At 41.1% G+C, this 18,694-nt stretch carries 18 protein-coding genes and 9 tRNA genes; 6 read left to right on the forward strand and 21 right to left on the reverse strand.

What is annotated here, in order from left to right; translation table 11 throughout:
• Window positions 1-141: 141 nt before the first annotated feature.
• Window positions 142-348: a hypothetical protein gene (locus V7654_RS10070; RefSeq protein WP_335430206.1), complete on the reverse strand. Its 207-nt coding sequence runs from the start codon at window positions 346-348 to the stop codon at window positions 142-144.
• A 154-nt stretch (window positions 349-502) separates the two neighbouring features.
• Between V7654_RS10070 and V7654_RS10075 the strand changes: the two genes are divergently transcribed.
• Together V7654_RS10075 and V7654_RS10080 are read left to right on the forward strand one after the other, a co-directional pair.
• On the forward strand, window positions 503-1,333 hold the full coding sequence (locus V7654_RS10075) for an aldo/keto reductase (RefSeq protein ID WP_335430207.1): 831 nt from the start codon (window positions 503-505) through the stop codon (window positions 1,331-1,333).
• 159 nt (window positions 1,334-1,492) lie between these two features.
• A complete protein-coding gene (locus tag V7654_RS10080; RefSeq protein WP_335430208.1) occupies window positions 1,493-2,455 on the forward strand; it encodes an NAD(P)H-dependent flavin oxidoreductase in 963 nt (320 codons plus the stop codon).
• A gap of 82 nt (window positions 2,456-2,537) precedes the next feature.
• On the opposite strand, the gene V7654_RS10085 is transcribed toward V7654_RS10080, so the two are convergent.
• From V7654_RS10085 to V7654_RS10095, 3 genes are all read right to left on the reverse strand, one after another.
• Window positions 2,538-3,293 carry an NRDE family protein gene (locus V7654_RS10085; RefSeq protein WP_335430209.1) on the reverse strand — a complete coding sequence of 252 codons (756 nt, stop codon included), beginning with the start codon at window positions 3,291-3,293 and terminating at the stop codon, window positions 2,538-2,540.
• 94 nt (window positions 3,294-3,387) lie between these two features.
• Window positions 3,388-4,563: a glucose-1-phosphate adenylyltransferase gene (locus tag V7654_RS10090; protein WP_335430210.1), complete on the reverse strand. Its 1,176-nt coding sequence runs from the start codon at window positions 4,561-4,563 to the stop codon at window positions 3,388-3,390.
• A gap of 752 nt (window positions 4,564-5,315) precedes the next feature.
• Window positions 5,316-6,254, reverse strand: coding sequence for a sugar-binding transcriptional regulator (locus tag V7654_RS10095; RefSeq protein ID WP_335430211.1), 939 nt, complete (start codon window positions 6,252-6,254; stop codon window positions 5,316-5,318).
• A 533-nt stretch (window positions 6,255-6,787) separates the two neighbouring features.
• On the opposite strand from V7654_RS10095, the gene V7654_RS10100 reads away from it, so the two are divergent.
• The 3 genes from V7654_RS10100 to V7654_RS10110 all read left to right on the forward strand — a co-directional run bounded on the left by V7654_RS10100 (window position 6,788) and on the right by V7654_RS10110 (window position 8,527).
• The gene (locus V7654_RS10100) at window positions 6,788-7,633 is read left to right on the forward strand and encodes a C39 family peptidase (protein ID WP_335430212.1); all 846 of its coding nucleotides are present in this window, start codon (window positions 6,788-6,790) and stop codon (window positions 7,631-7,633) included.
• Window positions 7,634-7,840: 207 nt separating this feature from the next.
• The gene (locus tag V7654_RS10105) at window positions 7,841-8,170 is read left to right on the forward strand and encodes an FAD-dependent oxidoreductase (RefSeq protein WP_335430236.1); all 330 of its coding nucleotides are present in this window, start codon (window positions 7,841-7,843) and stop codon (window positions 8,168-8,170) included.
• A gap of 156 nt (window positions 8,171-8,326) precedes the next feature.
• On the forward strand, window positions 8,327-8,527 hold the full coding sequence (locus V7654_RS10110) for a YgaP family membrane protein (protein ID WP_335430213.1): 201 nt from the start codon (window positions 8,327-8,329) through the stop codon (window positions 8,525-8,527).
• Between the two features lie 29 nt (window positions 8,528-8,556).
• On the opposite strand, the gene yhbH is transcribed toward V7654_RS10110, so the two are convergent.
• From yhbH to queG, 8 genes are all read right to left on the reverse strand, one after another.
• Entirely contained in the window at window positions 8,557-9,726 is a 1,170-nt protein-coding gene (yhbH, locus tag V7654_RS10115) for a sporulation protein YhbH (protein ID WP_335378704.1), read from the reverse strand.
• 718 nt (window positions 9,727-10,444) lie between these two features.
• Entirely contained in the window at window positions 10,445-10,621 is a 177-nt protein-coding gene (locus V7654_RS10120; protein ID WP_335430214.1) for a hypothetical protein, read from the reverse strand.
• 90 nt (window positions 10,622-10,711) lie between these two features.
• Window positions 10,712-12,607: a PrkA family serine protein kinase gene (locus V7654_RS10125; RefSeq protein ID WP_335430215.1), complete on the reverse strand. Its 1,896-nt coding sequence runs from the start codon at window positions 12,605-12,607 to the stop codon at window positions 10,712-10,714.
• Window positions 12,608-12,651: 44 nt separating this feature from the next.
• On the reverse strand, window positions 12,652-12,813 hold the full coding sequence (locus V7654_RS10130; protein ID WP_335430216.1) for a hypothetical protein: 162 nt from the start codon (window positions 12,811-12,813) through the stop codon (window positions 12,652-12,654).
• A 288-nt stretch (window positions 12,814-13,101) separates the two neighbouring features.
• On the reverse strand, window positions 13,102-13,851 hold the full coding sequence (gene nfsA / locus V7654_RS10135; protein WP_335430217.1) for an oxygen-insensitive NADPH nitroreductase: 750 nt from the start codon (window positions 13,849-13,851) through the stop codon (window positions 13,102-13,104).
• Between the two features lie 68 nt (window positions 13,852-13,919).
• Entirely contained in the window at window positions 13,920-14,399 is a 480-nt protein-coding gene (gene trmL, locus V7654_RS10140; RefSeq protein WP_335430218.1) for a tRNA (uridine(34)/cytosine(34)/5-carboxymethylaminomethyluridine(34)-2'-O)-methyltransferase TrmL, read from the reverse strand.
• A 149-nt stretch (window positions 14,400-14,548) separates the two neighbouring features.
• Entirely contained in the window at window positions 14,549-15,430 is an 882-nt protein-coding gene (locus tag V7654_RS10145; protein ID WP_335430219.1) for an amidase domain-containing protein, read from the reverse strand.
• Window positions 15,431-15,575: 145 nt separating this feature from the next.
• Window positions 15,576-16,733: a tRNA epoxyqueuosine(34) reductase QueG gene (gene queG, locus V7654_RS10150; protein ID WP_335430220.1), complete on the reverse strand. Its 1,158-nt coding sequence runs from the start codon at window positions 16,731-16,733 to the stop codon at window positions 15,576-15,578.
• Window positions 16,734-16,885: 152 nt separating this feature from the next.
• Here queG and V7654_RS10155 point away from each other — a divergent pair, with 152 nt between their 5' ends.
• Window positions 16,886-17,554, forward strand: coding sequence for a B3/B4 domain-containing protein (locus V7654_RS10155; protein WP_335430221.1), 669 nt, complete (start codon window positions 16,886-16,888; stop codon window positions 17,552-17,554).
• Between the two features lie 205 nt (window positions 17,555-17,759).
• On the opposite strand, the gene V7654_RS10160 is transcribed toward V7654_RS10155, so the two are convergent.
• The 9 genes from V7654_RS10160 to V7654_RS10200 form a co-directional block, all read right to left on the reverse strand.
• Window positions 17,760-17,833 (reverse strand) — tRNA-Gly (locus V7654_RS10160).
• Window positions 17,834-17,885: 52 nt separating this feature from the next.
• A tRNA-Leu gene (locus V7654_RS10165) sits at window positions 17,886-17,970 on the reverse strand.
• A 42-nt stretch (window positions 17,971-18,012) separates the two neighbouring features.
• A tRNA-Cys gene (locus V7654_RS10170) sits at window positions 18,013-18,087 on the reverse strand.
• A gap of 8 nt (window positions 18,088-18,095) precedes the next feature.
• Window positions 18,096-18,170: transfer RNA gene (locus V7654_RS10175), tRNA-Gly, on the reverse strand.
• Between the two features lie 5 nt (window positions 18,171-18,175).
• Window positions 18,176-18,250, reverse strand: a tRNA-Gln gene (locus tag V7654_RS10180).
• 40 nt (window positions 18,251-18,290) lie between these two features.
• Window positions 18,291-18,366, reverse strand: a tRNA-His gene (locus tag V7654_RS10185).
• Between the two features lie 11 nt (window positions 18,367-18,377).
• Window positions 18,378-18,451, reverse strand: a tRNA-Trp gene (locus tag V7654_RS10190).
• Between the two features lie 9 nt (window positions 18,452-18,460).
• Window positions 18,461-18,545, reverse strand: a tRNA-Tyr gene (locus tag V7654_RS10195).
• Window positions 18,546-18,617: 72 nt separating this feature from the next.
• A tRNA-Phe gene (locus V7654_RS10200) sits at window positions 18,618-18,693 on the reverse strand.
• Window position 18,694: the final 1 nt, after the last annotated feature.

The raw sequence follows: 18,694 nt of genomic DNA on the forward strand, positions 1-18,694 counted from the left end.
TTATGGGCTACAAAAGTATTTCTTGATCAAAGAAAAAATCACAGATGAGCCAGCTGTGATTTTTTCTAATGTGATTTCTTCATTTACTGATTCACCAGTTCAATATTCATAACGACAAAAGTCCTTAAGTCCTTTTGCTTCTTATAAATATTTGCTTGCGACGCCAGGAAACACTCTTTCTACAGTTTCGAATTCCCAGGCATTAATATTTCCTTTGATAATGCTCCCGGCAATCAACACTCCAGGCTCGATAAACTCTAGTGTTTCATCCGATAACATAATGGAATATATCTTGCTCCCTCGACCTTTTATATCTTTTACCTTAATTGAGCTACTCCGAACATCCATTACTTCGTACACTCCAGCCGTTCCCGTCTCTATTATACTAGACGAAGATTTTATTTAAAATTTAAAGTATGACCCATACGAGTCTATTTCTTTGTCCCAGCAAAAAAAAGATGATTAAATAATAGAGCAATCTAATTTTAAAGGAGGAATCATAATGCCTAATAGTCTCCAGGATACAACTACATTACATAATGGTGTCAAAATGCCATGGTTCGGGCTTGGCGTGTTCAAGGTGAAGGAAGGGTCAGAGGTTGTTGATTCAGTGATGGCAGCAATCAAGAATGGTTATAAAAGCATTGACACAGCTGCTGTATACCAGAATGAAGAAGGGGTTGGACAGGCGATCAAGGAAGCCGGAACACCTCGTGAGGAACTATTCATAACCACTAAAGTTTGGAATGCTGAACAAGGTTATGAAACTACTCTTAAGGCTTTTGAAACAAGCATGGAGAAGCTTGGTCTAGAATATCTTGATCTATATTTAATCCACTGGCCTGTAGCGGGCAAATATAAGGATACATGGAAGGCACTTGAAAAGCTGTACAAAGACGGACGCGTTCGTGCAATCGGGGTCAGCAACTTCCATGTTCACCATTTAAAAGATTTAATGGCTGATGCTGAAATCAAACCGATGGTCAATCAGGTTGAATACCACCCTCATCTCTCTCAAACAGAGCTGCTTGAATTCTGCAAAGCTGAAGGTATCCAGATGGAAGCATGGTCTCCTTTAAAGCAGGGTGAACTTCTATCAGAACCAACAATCGTTGAGATTGCTGAAAAGCATGGAAAGTCTCCAGCTCAGGTAATCCTGCGCTGGGATTTGCAAAATGGAGTCGTGACGATTCCAAAATCCATCAAAGAACACCGAATTGTTGAAAACGCTGATGTATTTAATTTTGAGCTTTCTGCTGAGGATATGGATCGTTTAAACGGATTGAACAAAGACGAGCGTGTTGGTCCAGATCCGGATAATTTTGATTTTTAATATGATTCCAAAAGAGAACGCGGGGCGAAGGCTCCCGCGTTTTTTTAATTCATGACTAAATATTTATATCAGATTTTATTACCTGGTGCCAAAAATCACATCTTTTCAAAATAATCCATGTTAAACTTTTAGGGAATACTAGATGAAAGGGGTAATAACATGGTTTTTCCACAGCTTAAAATCGGTCATATGGTTCCAAAGGTGCCAATCATGCAAGGGGGAATGGGCGTTGGGATTTCACTCAGCAAACTAGCATCTGCTGTTGCAAATGCTGGCGGTATCGGCATTATCTCCGGTACCGGTATCACAGTCGAAGAAATGCGTTCCCATATTAGGCAAGCACGGAGCCTGATCAAGGGTCGTGGCTATATAGGGGTAAATGTGTTGTTTGCCATGAATGATTTTGCCGAAAAAATGAAAGCTGCTCTCGAAGAAAAAGTTGATTTTATTATTTCTGGTGCCGGAATTTCACGGGATATGTATTCCTGGGGAAAACAGTCAGGGATACCCGTCATCTCCATTGTTTCTTCTGCTAAATTGGCAAAAATCTCTGAAAGACTCGGTGCTGCCGCGGTAGTTGTCGAAGGGTTTGAAGCGGGCGGACATCTTGGAACGGACAAGCCCCTTTTCGATATTCTTCCTGAAATCGTTGAGTCTGTATCCATACCAGTGATTGCTGCAGGAGGCATCATGACTGGCGAGGATATCGCAAAAGCTTTATCGATGGGTGCATCAGGTGTACAGATGGGCACAAGATTTGTCGCAAGTACAGAATGCGATGCCCCTCAATCCTTTAAAGAAAAATATGTAGCCGCAACAGAGGAAGATACATTGCTTGTAAAAACAACAGTAGGTTTGCAAGGCAGAGCGATTGCGAATACATTTACTGATTTAATCACAACTTCTGACAAACTAAGAATCACAAAATGCCGGGACTGTCTAAAAAATTGTTCATACCGGTTCTGTACTCTTGACTCCCTTCTCACTTCAGTTGCAGGAGATGTTGAAAACGGCCTCGTATTTGCTGGGGCGAGGGTAAGTGAAATCAAGGAGATTTTGCCTGTCCAGAAAATTATCGATAATTTAACGTCTGAATTTAGTGCTGCTTCAATTTCATATTAAAAAAATAAAGGACAACCGTTGAGCTGGTTGTCCTTTTTGATGCCTTTCGCATTCAGGAGCTTTATTAAGTAAAAGAGCAGGCTTACAGCTTTATTTTAAATACCTGGTCCGTCCTTATTTCACCTTGGAATACCCGTTCCTGGAAGGAAATCTCCTCGTCGTTCATAAGAATCACAGTTGAACTTCTTGTCCCATAGCCTTCACTCTTGATAAACATGGGTGACAGTAAGCGTTCCCATTCAAGCGGCACTCCTGTAGAAGGCAGTAAATGATCCGGTGCTGGGTCGGAACTTTCAAGGTGAGAGAATAATTCATTGACCATGTCAGGGTGGTCATCAGATATGATTCTCGCCAGGCCAGCCTTTCCTATTTCAACTTTAGGCCAATTCGTATTTAGGAGATGATTGCTTACTCCATGGATACCTGGTTCAATTTTCTGCAATGAATCTCCTACATTAGAATAGTAGAAAAGCTCATTTACATCACCGGCTAAAAGATTAAATCCCGGATAGTCATTTCGTCTTGCCGCTACTTTCTGAAGATAATCTTCTCCGTTTTCCACAACTTTTAAAAAATCGGCCACAAGTTCACCCCGGGTCCTTTTCCCTGCCGTATTTTCATCGGGATTGCGGTAATTGGTCAAGGCAGCAAACCTCCCTGCACTTGTCACTCCCATCCACGTCCCCATTTTCTCCAAATCCCTGCCCGCAAGAATATCAGGTCTGTCCTCCCAAAAATGAGCAGCAGCAGTTGGACGGCCATAAGCTTCATCACGGTTAGCGGCAACAATCAGCTTATACTTTGGATGAGCCTTATAAGCAAATAATATTAAACACATTAAAATCACGGCCTTATATATATATTTTCTATCTCTTATTATATCTTATCATCGAAAAATATAGGCACTCCGCCATGACGGAGTGCCTGAATGGTCAAACGATGTTCAGCTTGACTTCGGATTCAATATCTTTTTCAATCCTTTTATTATCCCCAACCAAAGCAATCTCACCAAAGGACTGCGTGGTCCCTATTTTTACTCCACGCTCAATGACTGTGCTGCTTCCGATCACTGCTCGGTTCACAGTCGCATTTTCTTCTATCACTGTATTCGGCAGGATAACGGAGTTTCTAATGACAGCCCCTTTGCCAACCTTGACTCCATAAAACAGGACTGAATTCTCAACGCGTCCTTCTATTTGGCAGCCTTCACTTACCAAGGATTGCTGAAGCTCTGCCCCTTCATCTAAATACATCGGCGGCTGCAGGGAATCCGCAGTATAAATCGGCCATTCAGGATGCTGAAGGATTGGATTCGTATCGGTCGACAGTAAATCCATATTAGCCTCCCAGTAGCTTTCGATGGTTCCAACATCTTTCCAATAACCATTGAAATGGTAGGCAAAAAGCTTCCTCTCTTCTTCGAGCATCGCAGGGATGATATCCTTTCCAAAATCCTTGGAAGAAGTCATGTTTTGTTCTTCTTTTAGCAAATAACTTTTTAATACCTGCCAGTTAAAGATATAGATTCCCATTGAAGCAAGGTTGGATTTTGGTGTTTTCGGTTTTTCCTCAAACTCTTCAATCCTATTTGTGCTGCGATCTACATTCATGATTCCAAACCTGTCTGCTTCGCTCCACGGTACATTAATTACTGAAATGGTAGCGTCTGCAGCAGTTGCTATATGCTGATCCAGCATTTTTTTGTAATCCATTTTATAGATATGATCGCCTGAAATTACCAGGACATACTCAGGGTCATAGGTCTCAATATATCGGATATTTTGGAAGATAGCATGTGCAGTGCCCTCATACCAGCGCTCGCCAAGCTCACATTGATATGGAGGTAAAAGGGTAACCCCGCTATTTTTCTGGTCTAAATCCCAGTTCTTGCCGTTCCCAATGTAATTTTGCAGCACATGAGGATGGTATTGAGTCAGAACACCTACCGTGTCTATTCCTGAATTGCGGCAATTGCTTAGCGTAAAATCAACTATCCGGTATTTCCCTCCATACGGAACCGCTGGCTTGGCAATATATTGTGTCAGCTCCCCTAGGCGTGAGCCCCTTCCACCTGCTAATAGCATGGCAATACATTGTTTCTTTGTCATAGCTGCCTCCTCATACTCGTTTGATTGATTTAATTTGAGAGTTTGCTTATTCTTTCATAAAATCTTCAGGTCCTTTTTTAGAACCGAAGATGTAACTAATAATTGGTTACTAATTATTAATTTCGGTCATCTTCCCAGAGCTTGTAATATAGCTCTTCCTGCTCGTTCTCTTCGGTTTCATCTATGTAAGAACGTACCGGCTTTTCAGCCTTCTTCTCACAAGTTTTTTTGTCCATCGGATCCGCTCCTATGCTGTTTACGCTGTAAATTCAATAACATTTTTTCATTTTAGCAAAACAAAACAGCTTCTAAAATCAGAACCGTTCGCCCTTTTATCGCAGTTTTTGACATAATTAGTGTCACTTTCAATAAGTTCGAACCACTCTTAATGGTTTTTTTAGTGTTCTTCTTCGATTCCCACCTAATTATGTCGAAAAGATTTTTTAAAAATTAACATCAATTGTGAATGTATCTTGAATATAAAAAAAATTCAATTAATTATCTGCAAAAAAGAGAGTATCCATAGACACCCTCTCCATCTAAGTCTTGTTATGTTATAACAAATCCTGCAATGCTTCGCTTGTCTTGGAAATTAACACTTACATTTAAATCAGAAAAAATTTCACGCAGGATATATATATTTAAGATTAACGTTTGTCAATATTCACCTGAACAAATGCAAAGTTATCCCTTATCATTTTTCAAAAAAAAAACCCGCTAGGCAGAGAGCCTATCAGGTATTGGATTGTTCTTTACTTATCTAATAAGAATTTAGCTGTGAATTGATCTGTAACAAGTACGTTTGTAAATTTCCCTTTTAATGCACCATAAATTCCTTCAATTTTTTGAGCGCCGCCTGCAACCAGGATGGAATACTTTTTCTTTTTTAATTCTTCCAGTTCGATGCCCAATGTCCTGGCATTCAAATTCTCATTGCAGACATTCCCGTCTTTATCAAAAAATCTTGAGCATATATCCCCCACTGCCCTAGATTCGATAACCTTGAGATCTTCCTCTGTAAAATAGCCTAATTGGAATAAGATCGATTCCGATTTAATGGGGCCAATTGTATATACAGCAATGTTGGCCTGCTTGCCCATTTCCAGGATTCGTTTTATATGCCTGTCAGCCTCCATCGCCTGTTTTACAACTACATGGTCGACGATTGCCGGCAAAGGTAAATGGTGAGGCGCACTGTTGAATGCTTTACCGAATAAATACAGGATTTCATTTGCGTACGTATTTGTTTCAGAGTGGCTGACTCCACCCTTTAACTGGACCACTTTAACGTTCTTCAACGCCTTCTGTTTTAATTCAAGAGCAACGTGATAAAGCGTTGTTCCCCACGTTACTCCGATAATATCATCATGGTCAACCACTTCATTTAGGAAGCTAGCTGCTTTTTCCCCTAAGTATGTTTTGATTACACTATCGTCGTATTGCGGTATATGAGTGACGATTGCCTTTTTCAATCCGAACTTTTGTTCAAGCTGTGAGGACAAATTTTCTACATCCTCTGTCGGATCCATGATTTTGATATCAACGATTCCCTCCTGCTTTGCCAGCTGAAGGAATCTCGATACTGTAGGCCTTGAGACACCAAGCTCCTTGGCAATATCGTTCTGATTATAATCTAATAAATAATAAAGCTTTGCAGCCGCGATTATCTTTAATAGCTTTTCTTTTTCCATTTCTGATCACCTTTGGCAACGACATAATTGATAATTTCATTTTAACAAAAAATCCGAATGAAAACATTTACATTTTTAATAAGAACAAAATGTTCATAAATCACCATTTCTTTACATTTGTAAAATCAATCATATAACATTTTTATCAAACATTTCACAATGTCTTACCAGTTATAGGGCCATCAAGATACAGAACAAAAAAGGAAGGGTTCGTGATGATGGAGAAAAACCTTATGCAAACAAAAGAAAGACATAGCTGCGGCTCTGCTAAATGGCGATATTAATTTTTAAAAATCCTGGTGTTTAGAGCGAAAAACAACAGGCAAATTTATCAGAGTCTTAGCTGCAAACGTTAATTTCCGCATTTCTGAAGGTCGTAAATCCATCTTCGTATATTACGAGTTTGTGTCTTAGTAGCAATAAAACTACTAATCTATTGAATACATGTCGATTCTTGTTTAAAATTGTGTAAAAGAGCATGAAATGCCTGTCATTATAAAACTAGAAAAAGCGATTAGTTAGGAGCAAATATTTTGAATAAAAAAATCTCCATCAGAACTATGACAATTGCTGCAATATTTCTTATCACTTTTTTGAGCTCTGAGAAAATCCGGTCGATTGAAAATACCTCAGCTGAAACAAAAGTTGACGCAGTTCCAAAAATCACACGGACAGATGCAAAAGTCATAAAGAAAACCCTGGCCGATGATCGAATAGAGGAAGGCACGAATAGCTCCGCATCAACTGGAGCTGATCTTAAAAACAAAAATGACCTGGTCCATGAAAACAAGAGAATCATAGATGGCGTACCCCTCATCAGCCAGCTGCCTGAATTAGAGCGAGGCTGCGAGGTTACCAGCTTAACGATGCTTCTTCAATCACAAGGGATTACAGCCGATAAAATGACTCTGGCGAAGCAAATACATAAGCTTCCTTTCCGCGATGCAAACTATGTACGCAGTAATCCATATGATGGATTCGTTGGCGATATTTATACTTTCAGCAAATCAGGATATGGCGTTTATCATGGTCCAGTGGCCCAGCTCGCTGAGAAATACCTTCCAGGGAAAATCAAGGATGTGACTGGCCAGACGATCAAGTCTGTATATAGCTTAATTGACAGCGGATCACCAGTTTGGGTAATCACCAACTCAACCTTTGCTCCTCTGCCAGAATCCGAATTTACAGTCTGGAATACGAACACTGGAAAAGTAAAGATTACATATAATGAGCATAGTGTCTTGATTGTCGGATATGACAGCCAGTCTGTTTTCATCAACGATCCACTTGCCGATACAGGTTATAAGTCCGTTCCAAGAAATGCTTTTGAACAGGCTTGGGTCCAGATGGGCAGCCAGGCGATTGGCGCTATAAAGTAATAACTTTATTATTTTATAGACTTAAGAAGTACTGCTATTGGCAGTGCTTCTTTTTTTGTTTTTTCCAGCAAAAAGGAGCGGAAATTAACAGGCACGTTAAATAGAACTATGTTTTTAGATCTTTTATTACGGGTAAAATTAACCATATAATTTAAATGGGGGCTTATAAGTGGACCTACATAACGGCAAGTTATTCAAGACGGCCGTATCATTGCAGGAGGTTTGGATGAGGACAAACCTGAAACACCACAGAATGAAGATTGGATCAATAACCGAGCTCACCGCATAAGAATGGAAGTTGAAAAATTATTTCCTATGCTAGATATTAAGGTTGCCTTTACCTGGGGTGCAGTTTTTGGGGAATCTGTCGACAATCTCCCTTTTATCGGTAAACATCCGACTAAAGACAGGATCTACTATTTATTAGGGTATGGCGGAAACGGAACAGTATACAGTATGCTCGGGTCTGTTATTTTCAAAGATTTAATTTTAGGCAGATCGAACAAGGATGCTGAGATTGTGAAGCTGGATCGGTGAGGATTCGATTTTTTAACTAACTGCCCAATCGGCTCTTTCAAATTGCCCATAGATGCTGTGAATAATATTATTTTTTTAGAGTGTGAAAAGTCACAGGAGAATTCACCCACAACAGCTATATTTAACTTATCATTAAGTTAAATAGGGGTGTTTTTATTGACAGCTAACGTTGGGGAAATCGACCAAATTATTCGGATTGTACTAGGTTTAATCCTTATTTCTTTATTTTTCTTATTAGATGGCAGCCTGAAATATATAGGAATTATTGGATTAGTTTTAGTACTAACTTCCTTTATTAAGTTCTGCCCGCTTTATACCTTATTTGGCATTAATACAAAGAAGGCAAAGAATTCATGAGAGAAGCCAGCCTGCGCGGCTGGCTCTGATTATGCATACAGCTTATTTTCTTCTTGCTTGAAGAAGCTCTTCATCGCATGGAATACGTCGGCTTTCTGCTTGAGGATAAAGTAACGGAAGTTTTCATCTTTAATGTTTTTATACGCGGACATTAGGGTCGAGTGGCGGTTGTACTGATTGACTTCCCCGTAACCAAACATATTGGAGACCTTCATCAGTTCTTCAACTAACTTCACACAGCGGGCGTTGTCGGAGGTCAGGTTATCACCATCTGAAAAATGGAATGGGTAAATATTGAACTTGCTTGGATTGTACTTATCATCAATAAGTTCAAGTGCTTTGCGGTAGGCGGATGAACAGATCGTTCCGCCACTCTCGCCTTTAGAGAAAAAGTCTTCCTCTGATACTACCTTTGCCTCAGTATGGTGGGCAATGAATTCTATTTCCACAGTTTCGTATTTGGAACGAAGAAAACGCGTCATCCAGAAGAAAAAGCTTCTGGCCATATACTTTTCCCATAATCCCATTGAGCCGCTCGTATCCATCATGGCAAGGACAACAGCCTTGGAATCCGGCTTCACGATTTCATTCCATGTCTTGAACTTCAGATCTTCCTTGTAAATAGGATGAAATGCTGGCTTTCCGGTCATCGCATTTCGTTTATACGCGGTCATCATCGTTCGTTTCTTATCAATGTTGCCCATCAACCCTGTTTTCCTGATATCGTTGAATTCGATGTTTTCCACAAGGTGTTCCTGCTGCTCCTTACGCTTAAGGTTCGGGAGCTCCAATTGTTTAAATAACGCTTCTTCAATTTCCATCATAGATACTTCTGCTTCATAATAGTCCTCGCCAGCCTGGTCTCCAGCACCCTGCCCTTTTCCTGGTCCCTGCTGCTGTCCAGACCCATCGCGCGCGACGACATCCCCAATCTTCGTGTCGCCGTTCCCCTGGCCGACATGTTTGTTCTTATCATAGTTATAACGAATTTTATACTCATCCAGTGACCTAATCGGTATCTTTACGACATCCCTGCCGTTGGACATGACAATGCTTTCTTCTGTGATCAAATCGGGTAGATTATTGCGGATTGCTTCCTGCACCTTTTCCTGATGGCGCTGCTGGTCATCATGTCCTTTGCGGTGGAGGGACCAATCTTCCTGGGAAATCACAAACTGGTGACTACTCTCATCGGTCATTTTCAACCCCTCCTTTTAATTATCCAATTGACTGTAACAGAAATGTTCTTATTGTCATACAATATCCCGATGGCCATAAGCTCTAAGGGAATTGTAATTACTCTATCTTATGCAGGAAGCGAAAATAATTTACAAATAATTTTGACAATTCTCTATTTCTCTTGTTCTGGACAAGCCCATTTTCTGTGCATACCTTTTAAAGCCTGTTGTCCCTCCAAAGATTCATTGGAAAAATTTAATCTTCAAAGTTTTTGTCCATGGTTTTGCTCTCTCCCACTACCCATGCGGCGGCTGCGACTTACCAAACAGAATGACGATACGATACTATACTAGAATGGTAGTTTTGTTAACTACTTTTTATGATTTATGGAAAACAGATTGGAATTATCATGAGACATTTTTCAAAAAAGGCTCTGTTAACCTTAACTGTTGATTTCCGCTTCAGGCACTCGCTTTCCGCTGGCGACCCGGGTAGCCTCCTCTGCGATCGACGCGCCTGCGGAGTAGTAAATGATCCTCACGAGGATCATTTCACCTAGCCCCTGACCCGTTCATCCGGCAGGACACTGAATAGCTTCCTCGGATCTGTCCACTCACGATGGAAATGCGTGAGCATTTTCGGAGGAGTCTCGTGCCTTCCGCTCCAATCAACAGGCTAAAAAACAAATTGAGCTTAAACAGAGCCTTCAAAAAAAATAACCTTCGCTTTCAGCAAAGGCTACTCTTTATCCTTATCAAATTGAACCGGGTCTGGCGCTTTGTCATAGTCTTCCTTCAAAACTTGACCAGTGCGGCGGTTTTCCATCTGCTTTCCGAGGTTTTTCATTTCCTCTTCATTTGGGGCCATAGAACTGTTTTTAGGGACATAATTTTTCGGCAATTCATTTTTGCTCATTCCAATCACCTCTTGCTGTACTATTCCCGTATTTATACATCTATAAACTTAAAAGAGCCCGCAATAACATCTGCAGGCTCTCATGTTTTATTATCTATTGAGCAGGCTGCCTACATAGCGCAGCAACTCGTTGGCAGATGTGGAATTGTATCCATGCTCATCGATCAGCCTGGCGACGACATTGTTGATTTTCTTCAGCTGCAGTTCATCCGGAGTCTTCGCAGAAGTTGTAATTTTTACAATATCCTTGAGATCGGCGAACAGCTTTTTCTGGATAGCTTCACGTAAGCGGTCATGTGAGTTGTAATCAAATCGCTTTCCTTTACGCGCATAAGCAGAAATTCTGATTAGAATCTCTTCACGGAATGCTTTTTTCGCATTCTCGGAAATACCAATTTGCTCCTCAATGGAACGCATTAGCTTTTCATCAGGGTTAATTTCCTCTCCAGTAAGTTGGTCACGCATCTTAGCCTTATTGCAGTATGCTTCGACGTTATCGAGATAATTTTCCATAAGCGTCTTGGCAGATTCCTCGTATGAATACACGAATGCTTTCTGGACCTCTTTTTTCGCGATATCATCATACTCTTTGCGAGCAAGTGAAATATAATTCAGATAACGCTCACGTACCTCTGAGGTAATCGATGGATGCTGGTCCAGGCCATCCTTAAGAGATCTTAATACGTCGAGTGCATTAATGGTCTTAATTTCTTTCCTGATAATCGTTGAAGATATTCGGTTGATGACGTAACGTGGATCAATACCGCTCATGCCTTCGTCTTGATGTTCTTTCTTCAATTCTTCCACATCAGCACTATTGTAGCCTTCAACGTTTTCACCATCATACAGTCTCATTTTCTTTACCAGGTCAATATCGCCTTTTTTCGGGTCTTTCAAGCGTGTAAGAATGGTGAACATTGCAGCTACCCTTAGTGTATGTGGAGCAATATGGACATCATTTACATCGCTTTCCCTGATCATTTTGTCATAGATCTTTTCTTCTTCAGTAACCTTTAAGTTGTATGGAATTGGCATAACAATGATCCGTGAATGCAAGGCTTCATTCTTTTTATTCGAAATGAACGAACGATATTCTGTTTCATTCGTGTGCGCCACTATTAGTTCATCGGCACTAATCAACGCGAACCTTCCCGCTTTAAAATTCCCTTCCTGGGTCAAACTCAGCAAATGCCAGAGGAATTTTTCATCACACTTGAGCATTTCCTGGAATTCCATCATTCCACGGTTCGCTTTGTTCAATTCCCCGTCAAAACGGTATGCTCTTGGGTCAGATTCAGATCCATATTCTGCAATGGTTGAAAAGTCGATGCTTCCTGTTAAGTCTGCAATATCCTGTGATTTTGGATCGGATGGACTGAATGTACCGATTCCCGTCCTCTTATCTTCTGAGAAGAAAATTCTTTCAACAATTACATCCTCTATTCTGCCGCCATATTCCTGTTCCAATCTCATCATATTAAGCGGAGACAGATTTCCTTCAATACGAATGCCATATTCATCATAGAAATCCTTGCGCAGATGGTGGGGAATCATATGCAGCGGATCCTCATGCATCGGGCAGCCTTTAATCGCATAAATAGCTCCTCTGTCTGTATGCGAATATGCCTCCAGCCCTCTTTTCAGCATGGTTACTAGAGTGGATTTACCACCACTTACAGGTCCCATCAGCAGGAGGATCCTTTTCCTGACATCCAGCCTTTTTGCAGCAGGATGGAAATATTCCTCAACGAGCCGCTCCAATGGTTCCTCAAGGCCAAACAGCTGTGAATTAAAGAAGGAATATCGTTTCTTTCCTTTTTCTTTTTCAATTCCAGCATCTTTAATCATATTATACACACGCGAATGTGCCGATTGAGCAACCCATGGCTGTTCCTTCACGATTTCAAGGTATTCCCTGAACGTCCCTTCCCACTTCAGCTTCTCTTCATCCTTGCGGTACAACTCAATCTTTTTTAAAATATCCATATGGACCTCCCCATGTAGCGTTATCAAGAGACGATTAATAAATTCTATGCAGCAAACAATTTGAACATGCGTAAAGGTTCAAGCTCCATGATTGTCCTTTTTATTTCTACTGGTAAAAAATCATGCCATTCCTTCACAGTTTCAAACTTATAGGCTATAATAAATTCTATATGGACAAATCCAACAAAAGGGAGGCTTACATACATGAAACTACTAATAATCATAGGCGTTACTGTTGCATTCTTATCTGCAATCTTCACTGCAGGATACAATGATAAGCCGGGCATCAATAAAAAATAAAAAGCTGCCGAATGGCAGCTTTTTTATTTGGCTATTTTCACAATCGTATTTGGTCTTTGATTTTCCCTGCTTATAGCCTTGACTGCTTTCTTTCATTACCTAAGCAATTTTACAAATCTCGAAAACAAATGTATTTTTTAGGCTATCGCTTTTTTATAAAACAACTCGCTACGAATTCCTGCATTTAAATTGTCTTATCTCTTGTTCAACTGCTGTTTCTCAACAAACTCCTTCATATACGTCCTCGACTTTCTGCCAAGCATCTTGGCCATTTGACCAGTCCAGGTATCTGACCGTTTGCCGCCTGTTCTCTCTCGATAATAGTCGGATGTCGTTTTATTGTACTCTTTCAGCTGTTGCTCCAACACATTCTGATCCTGCTCATACTCATTTTCCATATAGACATGTTCCAGAGGCAGTCGTGGTTTTAGATCTGTTTCTTGATCAGGATAGCCTACAGCGAGACCAAACAAAGGCACTACATACTCCGGAGTCTTCAATACTTCTTTAACAGCCTCGAGATCATTCCGGATCCCGCCAATATAGCAAATGCCAAGGCCCATTGATTCGGCTGCAATCGCAGCATTTTGTGCAGCAAGAGCTGTATCGATCAGTGCTACCATGAACTTTTCAGTGCTCTCTATGGAATCCGAAAGATCAGCATTTTCTAGATCGCCAATCATCTTATGACGGTAAAGGTCCGCACAAAAAACAAAAAAATGACCATTTTCTGCGACATAGGACTGATTGCCAGCAAGTTCCGCCAGCCGCTGCTTTTTTTGCTTGTCTGTTACACCAATAATTGAGTATGCCTGAATGAAGCTTGACGTGGAGGAAGCTTGCGCACTTTTCACGATCGCTTCGATTTGGTCCTGATCCAAAGGCTTGTCCTCAAATCGTCTTACTGAACGATGCTGCATAATAGTTTCAATTACATTGTTCATGCCCTCAACTCCTTTTAGGTCTGTTTTAATATATAATGCCAAAAAGGAGACCCATTATAATGGTCTCCTTAATATTTCCGCAAATCACGATAATCCTGCTGGCGCAGCGCCTCATAAATCAAAATAGCCGCTGTGTTTGAGAGATTTAAGGAGCGGATATTTTCATTCATCGGCAGCCTCAGGCATCTTTCAATATTATCTTCAATTACTTCTTTTGGAAGGCCAGTTGTTTCACGGCCAAAAATAAAGAAGAAATCCTTTTCTGCCACACTATAATCAAAATCAGAGTGTGCCTTTTTTCCAAATTTCGTTACATAAAAAAATTCTCCGCCTTGATTCTTCTCATAGAAATCATCAAGCGATTCATAATAATGTATTTTAACGTGCTCCCAATAATCCAATCCAGCACGCTTCAGCATCTTGTCATCCGTCGAAAACCCCAACGGCTTAATTAAATGCAGTTCTGTATCCGTTCCCGCACATGTACGAGCGATATTTCCTGTGTTCGCTGGAATCAGGGGCTGGTATAATACTACATGCAATGCCATGACTTTCACCTCTATCTAAAACTCTAACAGCTATTATACCACTACACTCCGGGACGACAAAGAAAAGCGCAGTTTGCATGAGAGAAAGCTTTTAAGTTTTAAGCGGCAAGAGAACCAATTTGACATCAAAAGAGCATATACTAAGGCTGTCACTGATCATCGTTAATCGTAAAGAATTTATATTTAATATTTGGAGTATAAGCTGTTGAATCCTCGTACGCCCAGTACCTCATCCTGCTGTTATACGTATGGGCATTCACAAGTGGCATCCCGTTAGCATCATGCCCCGTGACAATCGTCGTATGGTCGAACCGGCCATCACCCTGGAAATCATAGCAGATTACATCCCCAAGCTTAAGCTCCTCAGCACCGCTCACCTCTCTCGCCCTCAATCCGAGCTTTGAGGCAGGAAGATACGAGCGCATCGCATTGGCTACAGTCCAACTGAAGCTCCAATTATTATTTTGCATCCACCAGCCGTTGCTGCGGTTTGGATAACCCCTCATCGGAGCTCCACCAGTATGCAGGCATTGTGAAATATAGTTTGTACAGTCGACCTCGAATTTTTTATACGCAGGATTAAAGTCATTCCACCATCTCTCGGCATATTGAACAGCTTTTAAACGGTCATATTGATATCCCGCCCTATTTTGTGATGACTCCTCTGCAAAAACAGGCATGGCTGCGCCATCTTCTCCAGCTGGCTCAGATTCTTTCAACTTTTCATCTTTAACCAGCACGCCTTTATAAAACTCGGCCTGCCTCTTTTCCACTTCCTCTTCCATATAAAAGTGGCCCTTTAGCTTGATTAAGTATTGGAAATGGACATCGTACAATACCTTTGCTGTCTCCTTGCCCTCCATTTTTTTTTCAATCCTGCCCTTTGCTTTCGCTTTTACTATTTCAGCAGATCTTCTTGAGCAGCTCTGCTTCTTTTTCTCGATTGCCGGGCATTCATGCAAAAGATTCCGTGGCATTGAGACACATTGAAGGACACGCTGTTCAAGCAGCTCCTGCAGTTGTTCACGCATGTTCATCTCTCCCTTCATCATTCATATTTATGAAGAGAGTCAGGATTTCAAGCATATAAAAACTGTTTTTATAAAGAATATAGCTTAACACCTGCACATCAAGGAAAAAGAAAGAGGAACGGATTCATTTCAAATCCATTCCTCTTTATATTGATAGAGTTGTTTCTGAACCACCCTTAAAGAACTCCAGCCCTTTACCTATCTCATTAAGAACATCTGCATCTTTTTCAGCCTTAAATGCTGCAGTGAGTGCAGTAAACGCTTCTTGTCCGCCAATTTTGCCCAGAGCCCAAGCAGCCGTCCCCCTTAGTACGGGACGAGGGTCTTCCTTCAATACCACGATCAGCTCCGGAATGGCTGTTTCATCCTTATAATGCGCCAATGCAATAATCGCATTTCGTTGGATTGGCTTCTTTCCTCTCCACGATCCTGATACGTGTCCAAACTTCTCTTTAAAGTCACGATTGCTGATTGTTAATAATGGCTTTAACAACGGTTTTGCAATTTCCGGATCGGGCTCCATTTCTGGGTGGAAGTGAAAATCCTTCCCCTTATTTTCCGGACACACAGTCTGGCAGGTGTCACAGCCGTATAGCCTGTTGCCAAGTTTCTCACGGAACTCTTCTGCCAGAAAACCTTTAGTCTGTGTGACAAATGCAATGCACTTCTGAGCATCGAGCTGTCCTCCTTGGATAAGGGCACCGGTCGGGCAAACCTCAACACATTTATTGCAGCTTCCGCATCTGTCTTCCATAGGTGTATCCGGTTCAAAAGGAATATTTGTGATCATTTCACCAAGATACACATATGATCCGAATTCAGGGGTAATGATAGAACAGTTCTTACCGCTCCAGCCAATCCCTGCACGCTCAGCTACAGCCCTGTCCACCAGTTCACCTGTATCGACCATGGATTTAAATCTAGCACCTGGGACCTTTTCAGCAATATAGTCTTCAATCTTTTTCAGCCTGTCTCTTAAAATCGCATGGTAATCCGTTCCCCACGATGCCCTGCAAAAAATACCTCTTCGCTCACCCTTCTTGCTGACAACCGTTGTTCTCATCTTAGATGGGTAAGCGAGCGCAATCGATATGATTGATTTTGGGTGTTCAAAGATCAGCGCAGGCTCCGTTCTTTTTTCAATATCTTTTTCTTCAAAACCAGATTGATATTGCAGCTCCTGCTGTCTGTATAATCGAATTTTCATTTCCTCGAAAGTCGATGGTGCAGCAAATCCAATTTTATCTATTCCAATTTTTTTGCTATATTCAATGATGTCTTGCTTAAGTTGGATAATGTACACTTAGGTACCTCCTTTCATATTAGATTAGTTTTCAAACCGTATATCTATCTAAAAAACACATCTTTTTTTAAAATTCATTTTTAAAGTCCTAATTTTAAATGTACATCACTTTTATGATAAACTATTTTTAAGCAGTTTTGGAGGTGGAATCTATGGAAATTAAGGTATCCAGTACAATATGTGATCTCATACCCGGGTTTTCGGTCGGGGTTATAGAATATAAAGATATTCAGGTAGGGGACTCGCCGCAAATGCTAAAAGGCAGGCTTCAGCTTTTCCAGGAATCCATTTACTTTGATCTCTTAGAAAAAAATGTAACAGATCTAGATGGCATTAAGGAATGGCGAAGTATTTTCAAAAATACAGGAAAAGATCCAAACCGCTACAGGCACTCCGCCGAAGCCTTATACCGCAGGATAGCCAGACAAAACTATCTTCAACCTGTTCATAGCGCTATAGACTTAAATAACTTCTTCTCGCTTGAATATCAGGTTCCTATTGGTGTGTATGACAGTGATAAGTTCAGCGGCAATGTCCAGATAAGAATAGGTGCAGAAACAGAAGAATACGCAGGTCTTAATGGCAGAATAAACAATGTAAGTAACCTAATCGTTTCCACAGATGATCAAGGACCATTTGGCAGCCCATTCGTTGACTCAGAAAGGACTGCTGTAACGCTAGAAACTACTAACGCTCTGCAAATCGTTTACTTAAGACCATCGGTTTCACAGGAAAGCAAAGAAAAAATGACAGAATCACTAATGAACATGTTCATCCAAATTCACGGGGGATCAGGTACATATAAAATTGTGGGATGCTGAGGCATCCTTTTTTCAATTAGTTTGTTTTACTCAAATTTCCTTCAAAAGGGGATTACAGTCATTTACCTTTTTCCTAACCTTTTTACCCCTCATAAGAATTTTCTGATTTACGAGCAAGTGATCATACAATCATTTCAGCGTAAAACATAAAAAAACGCAACACTTCGTTTTCTGGAAACGAAATGCTGCGTTAGTTACGTATGTATGGAGCGGGTGAAGGGAATCGAACCCTCATCATCAGCTTGGAAGGCTGAGGTTTTACCACTAAACTACACCCGCATACATATCAAATGAAATAAAGAAAACAGGTATCCCTGTTTAATAATAAAAGTGGTACCGGTGGTCGGGGTCGAACCGACACTCCAGAAGGAACACGATTTTGAGTCGTGCGCGTCTGCCAATTCCGCCACACCGGCGTATTAAAATGTCTTACTTTGCAAATACCATTAATAATCTAATGGAGGCGGCAACCGGATTTGAACCGGTGAATAAAGGTTTTGCAGACCTTTGCCTTACCACTTGGCTATGCCGCCATACTTATTGGAGCGGAAGACGGGATTCGAACCCGCGACCCCAACCTTGGCAAGGTTGTATTCTACCACTGAACTACTTCCGCAAAAATGGCTGGGCTAGCTGGATTCGAACCAACGCATGACGGAGTCAAAGTCCGTTGCCTTACCGCTTGGCTATAGCCCAATATATTGTATGCACTTATTATTAAATTTGTGAATTATAATGGGGCGACTGATGGGAATCGAACCCACGAATGCCTGAACCACAATCAGGTGCGTTAACCACTTCGCCACAATCGCCATTATAAAATTGGCAGGGGTAGTAGGAATCGAACCCACACCAAAGGTTTTGGAGACCTTCGTTCTACCTTTAAACTATACCCCTAAAGAAAAATGGTGGAGGGGGACGGATTCGAACCGCCGAACCCTGAGGGAGCGGATTTACAGTCCGCCGCGTTTAGCCACTTCGCTACCCCTCCATTATAACATGATTTTGATTTATGAAAAACCCATTTAATCATGTTTCATGTGAAGATAAGTATTTTTATAAATGGTGGCTCAGGACGGAATCGAACCGCCGACACAAGGATTTTCAGTCCTTTGCTCTACCGACTGAGCTACTGAGCCA

The organism is Bacillus sp. JJ1609 (assembly GCF_036967045.1).
Classification (GTDB): Bacteria; Bacillota; Bacilli; order Bacillales; family Cytobacillaceae; genus Mesobacillus.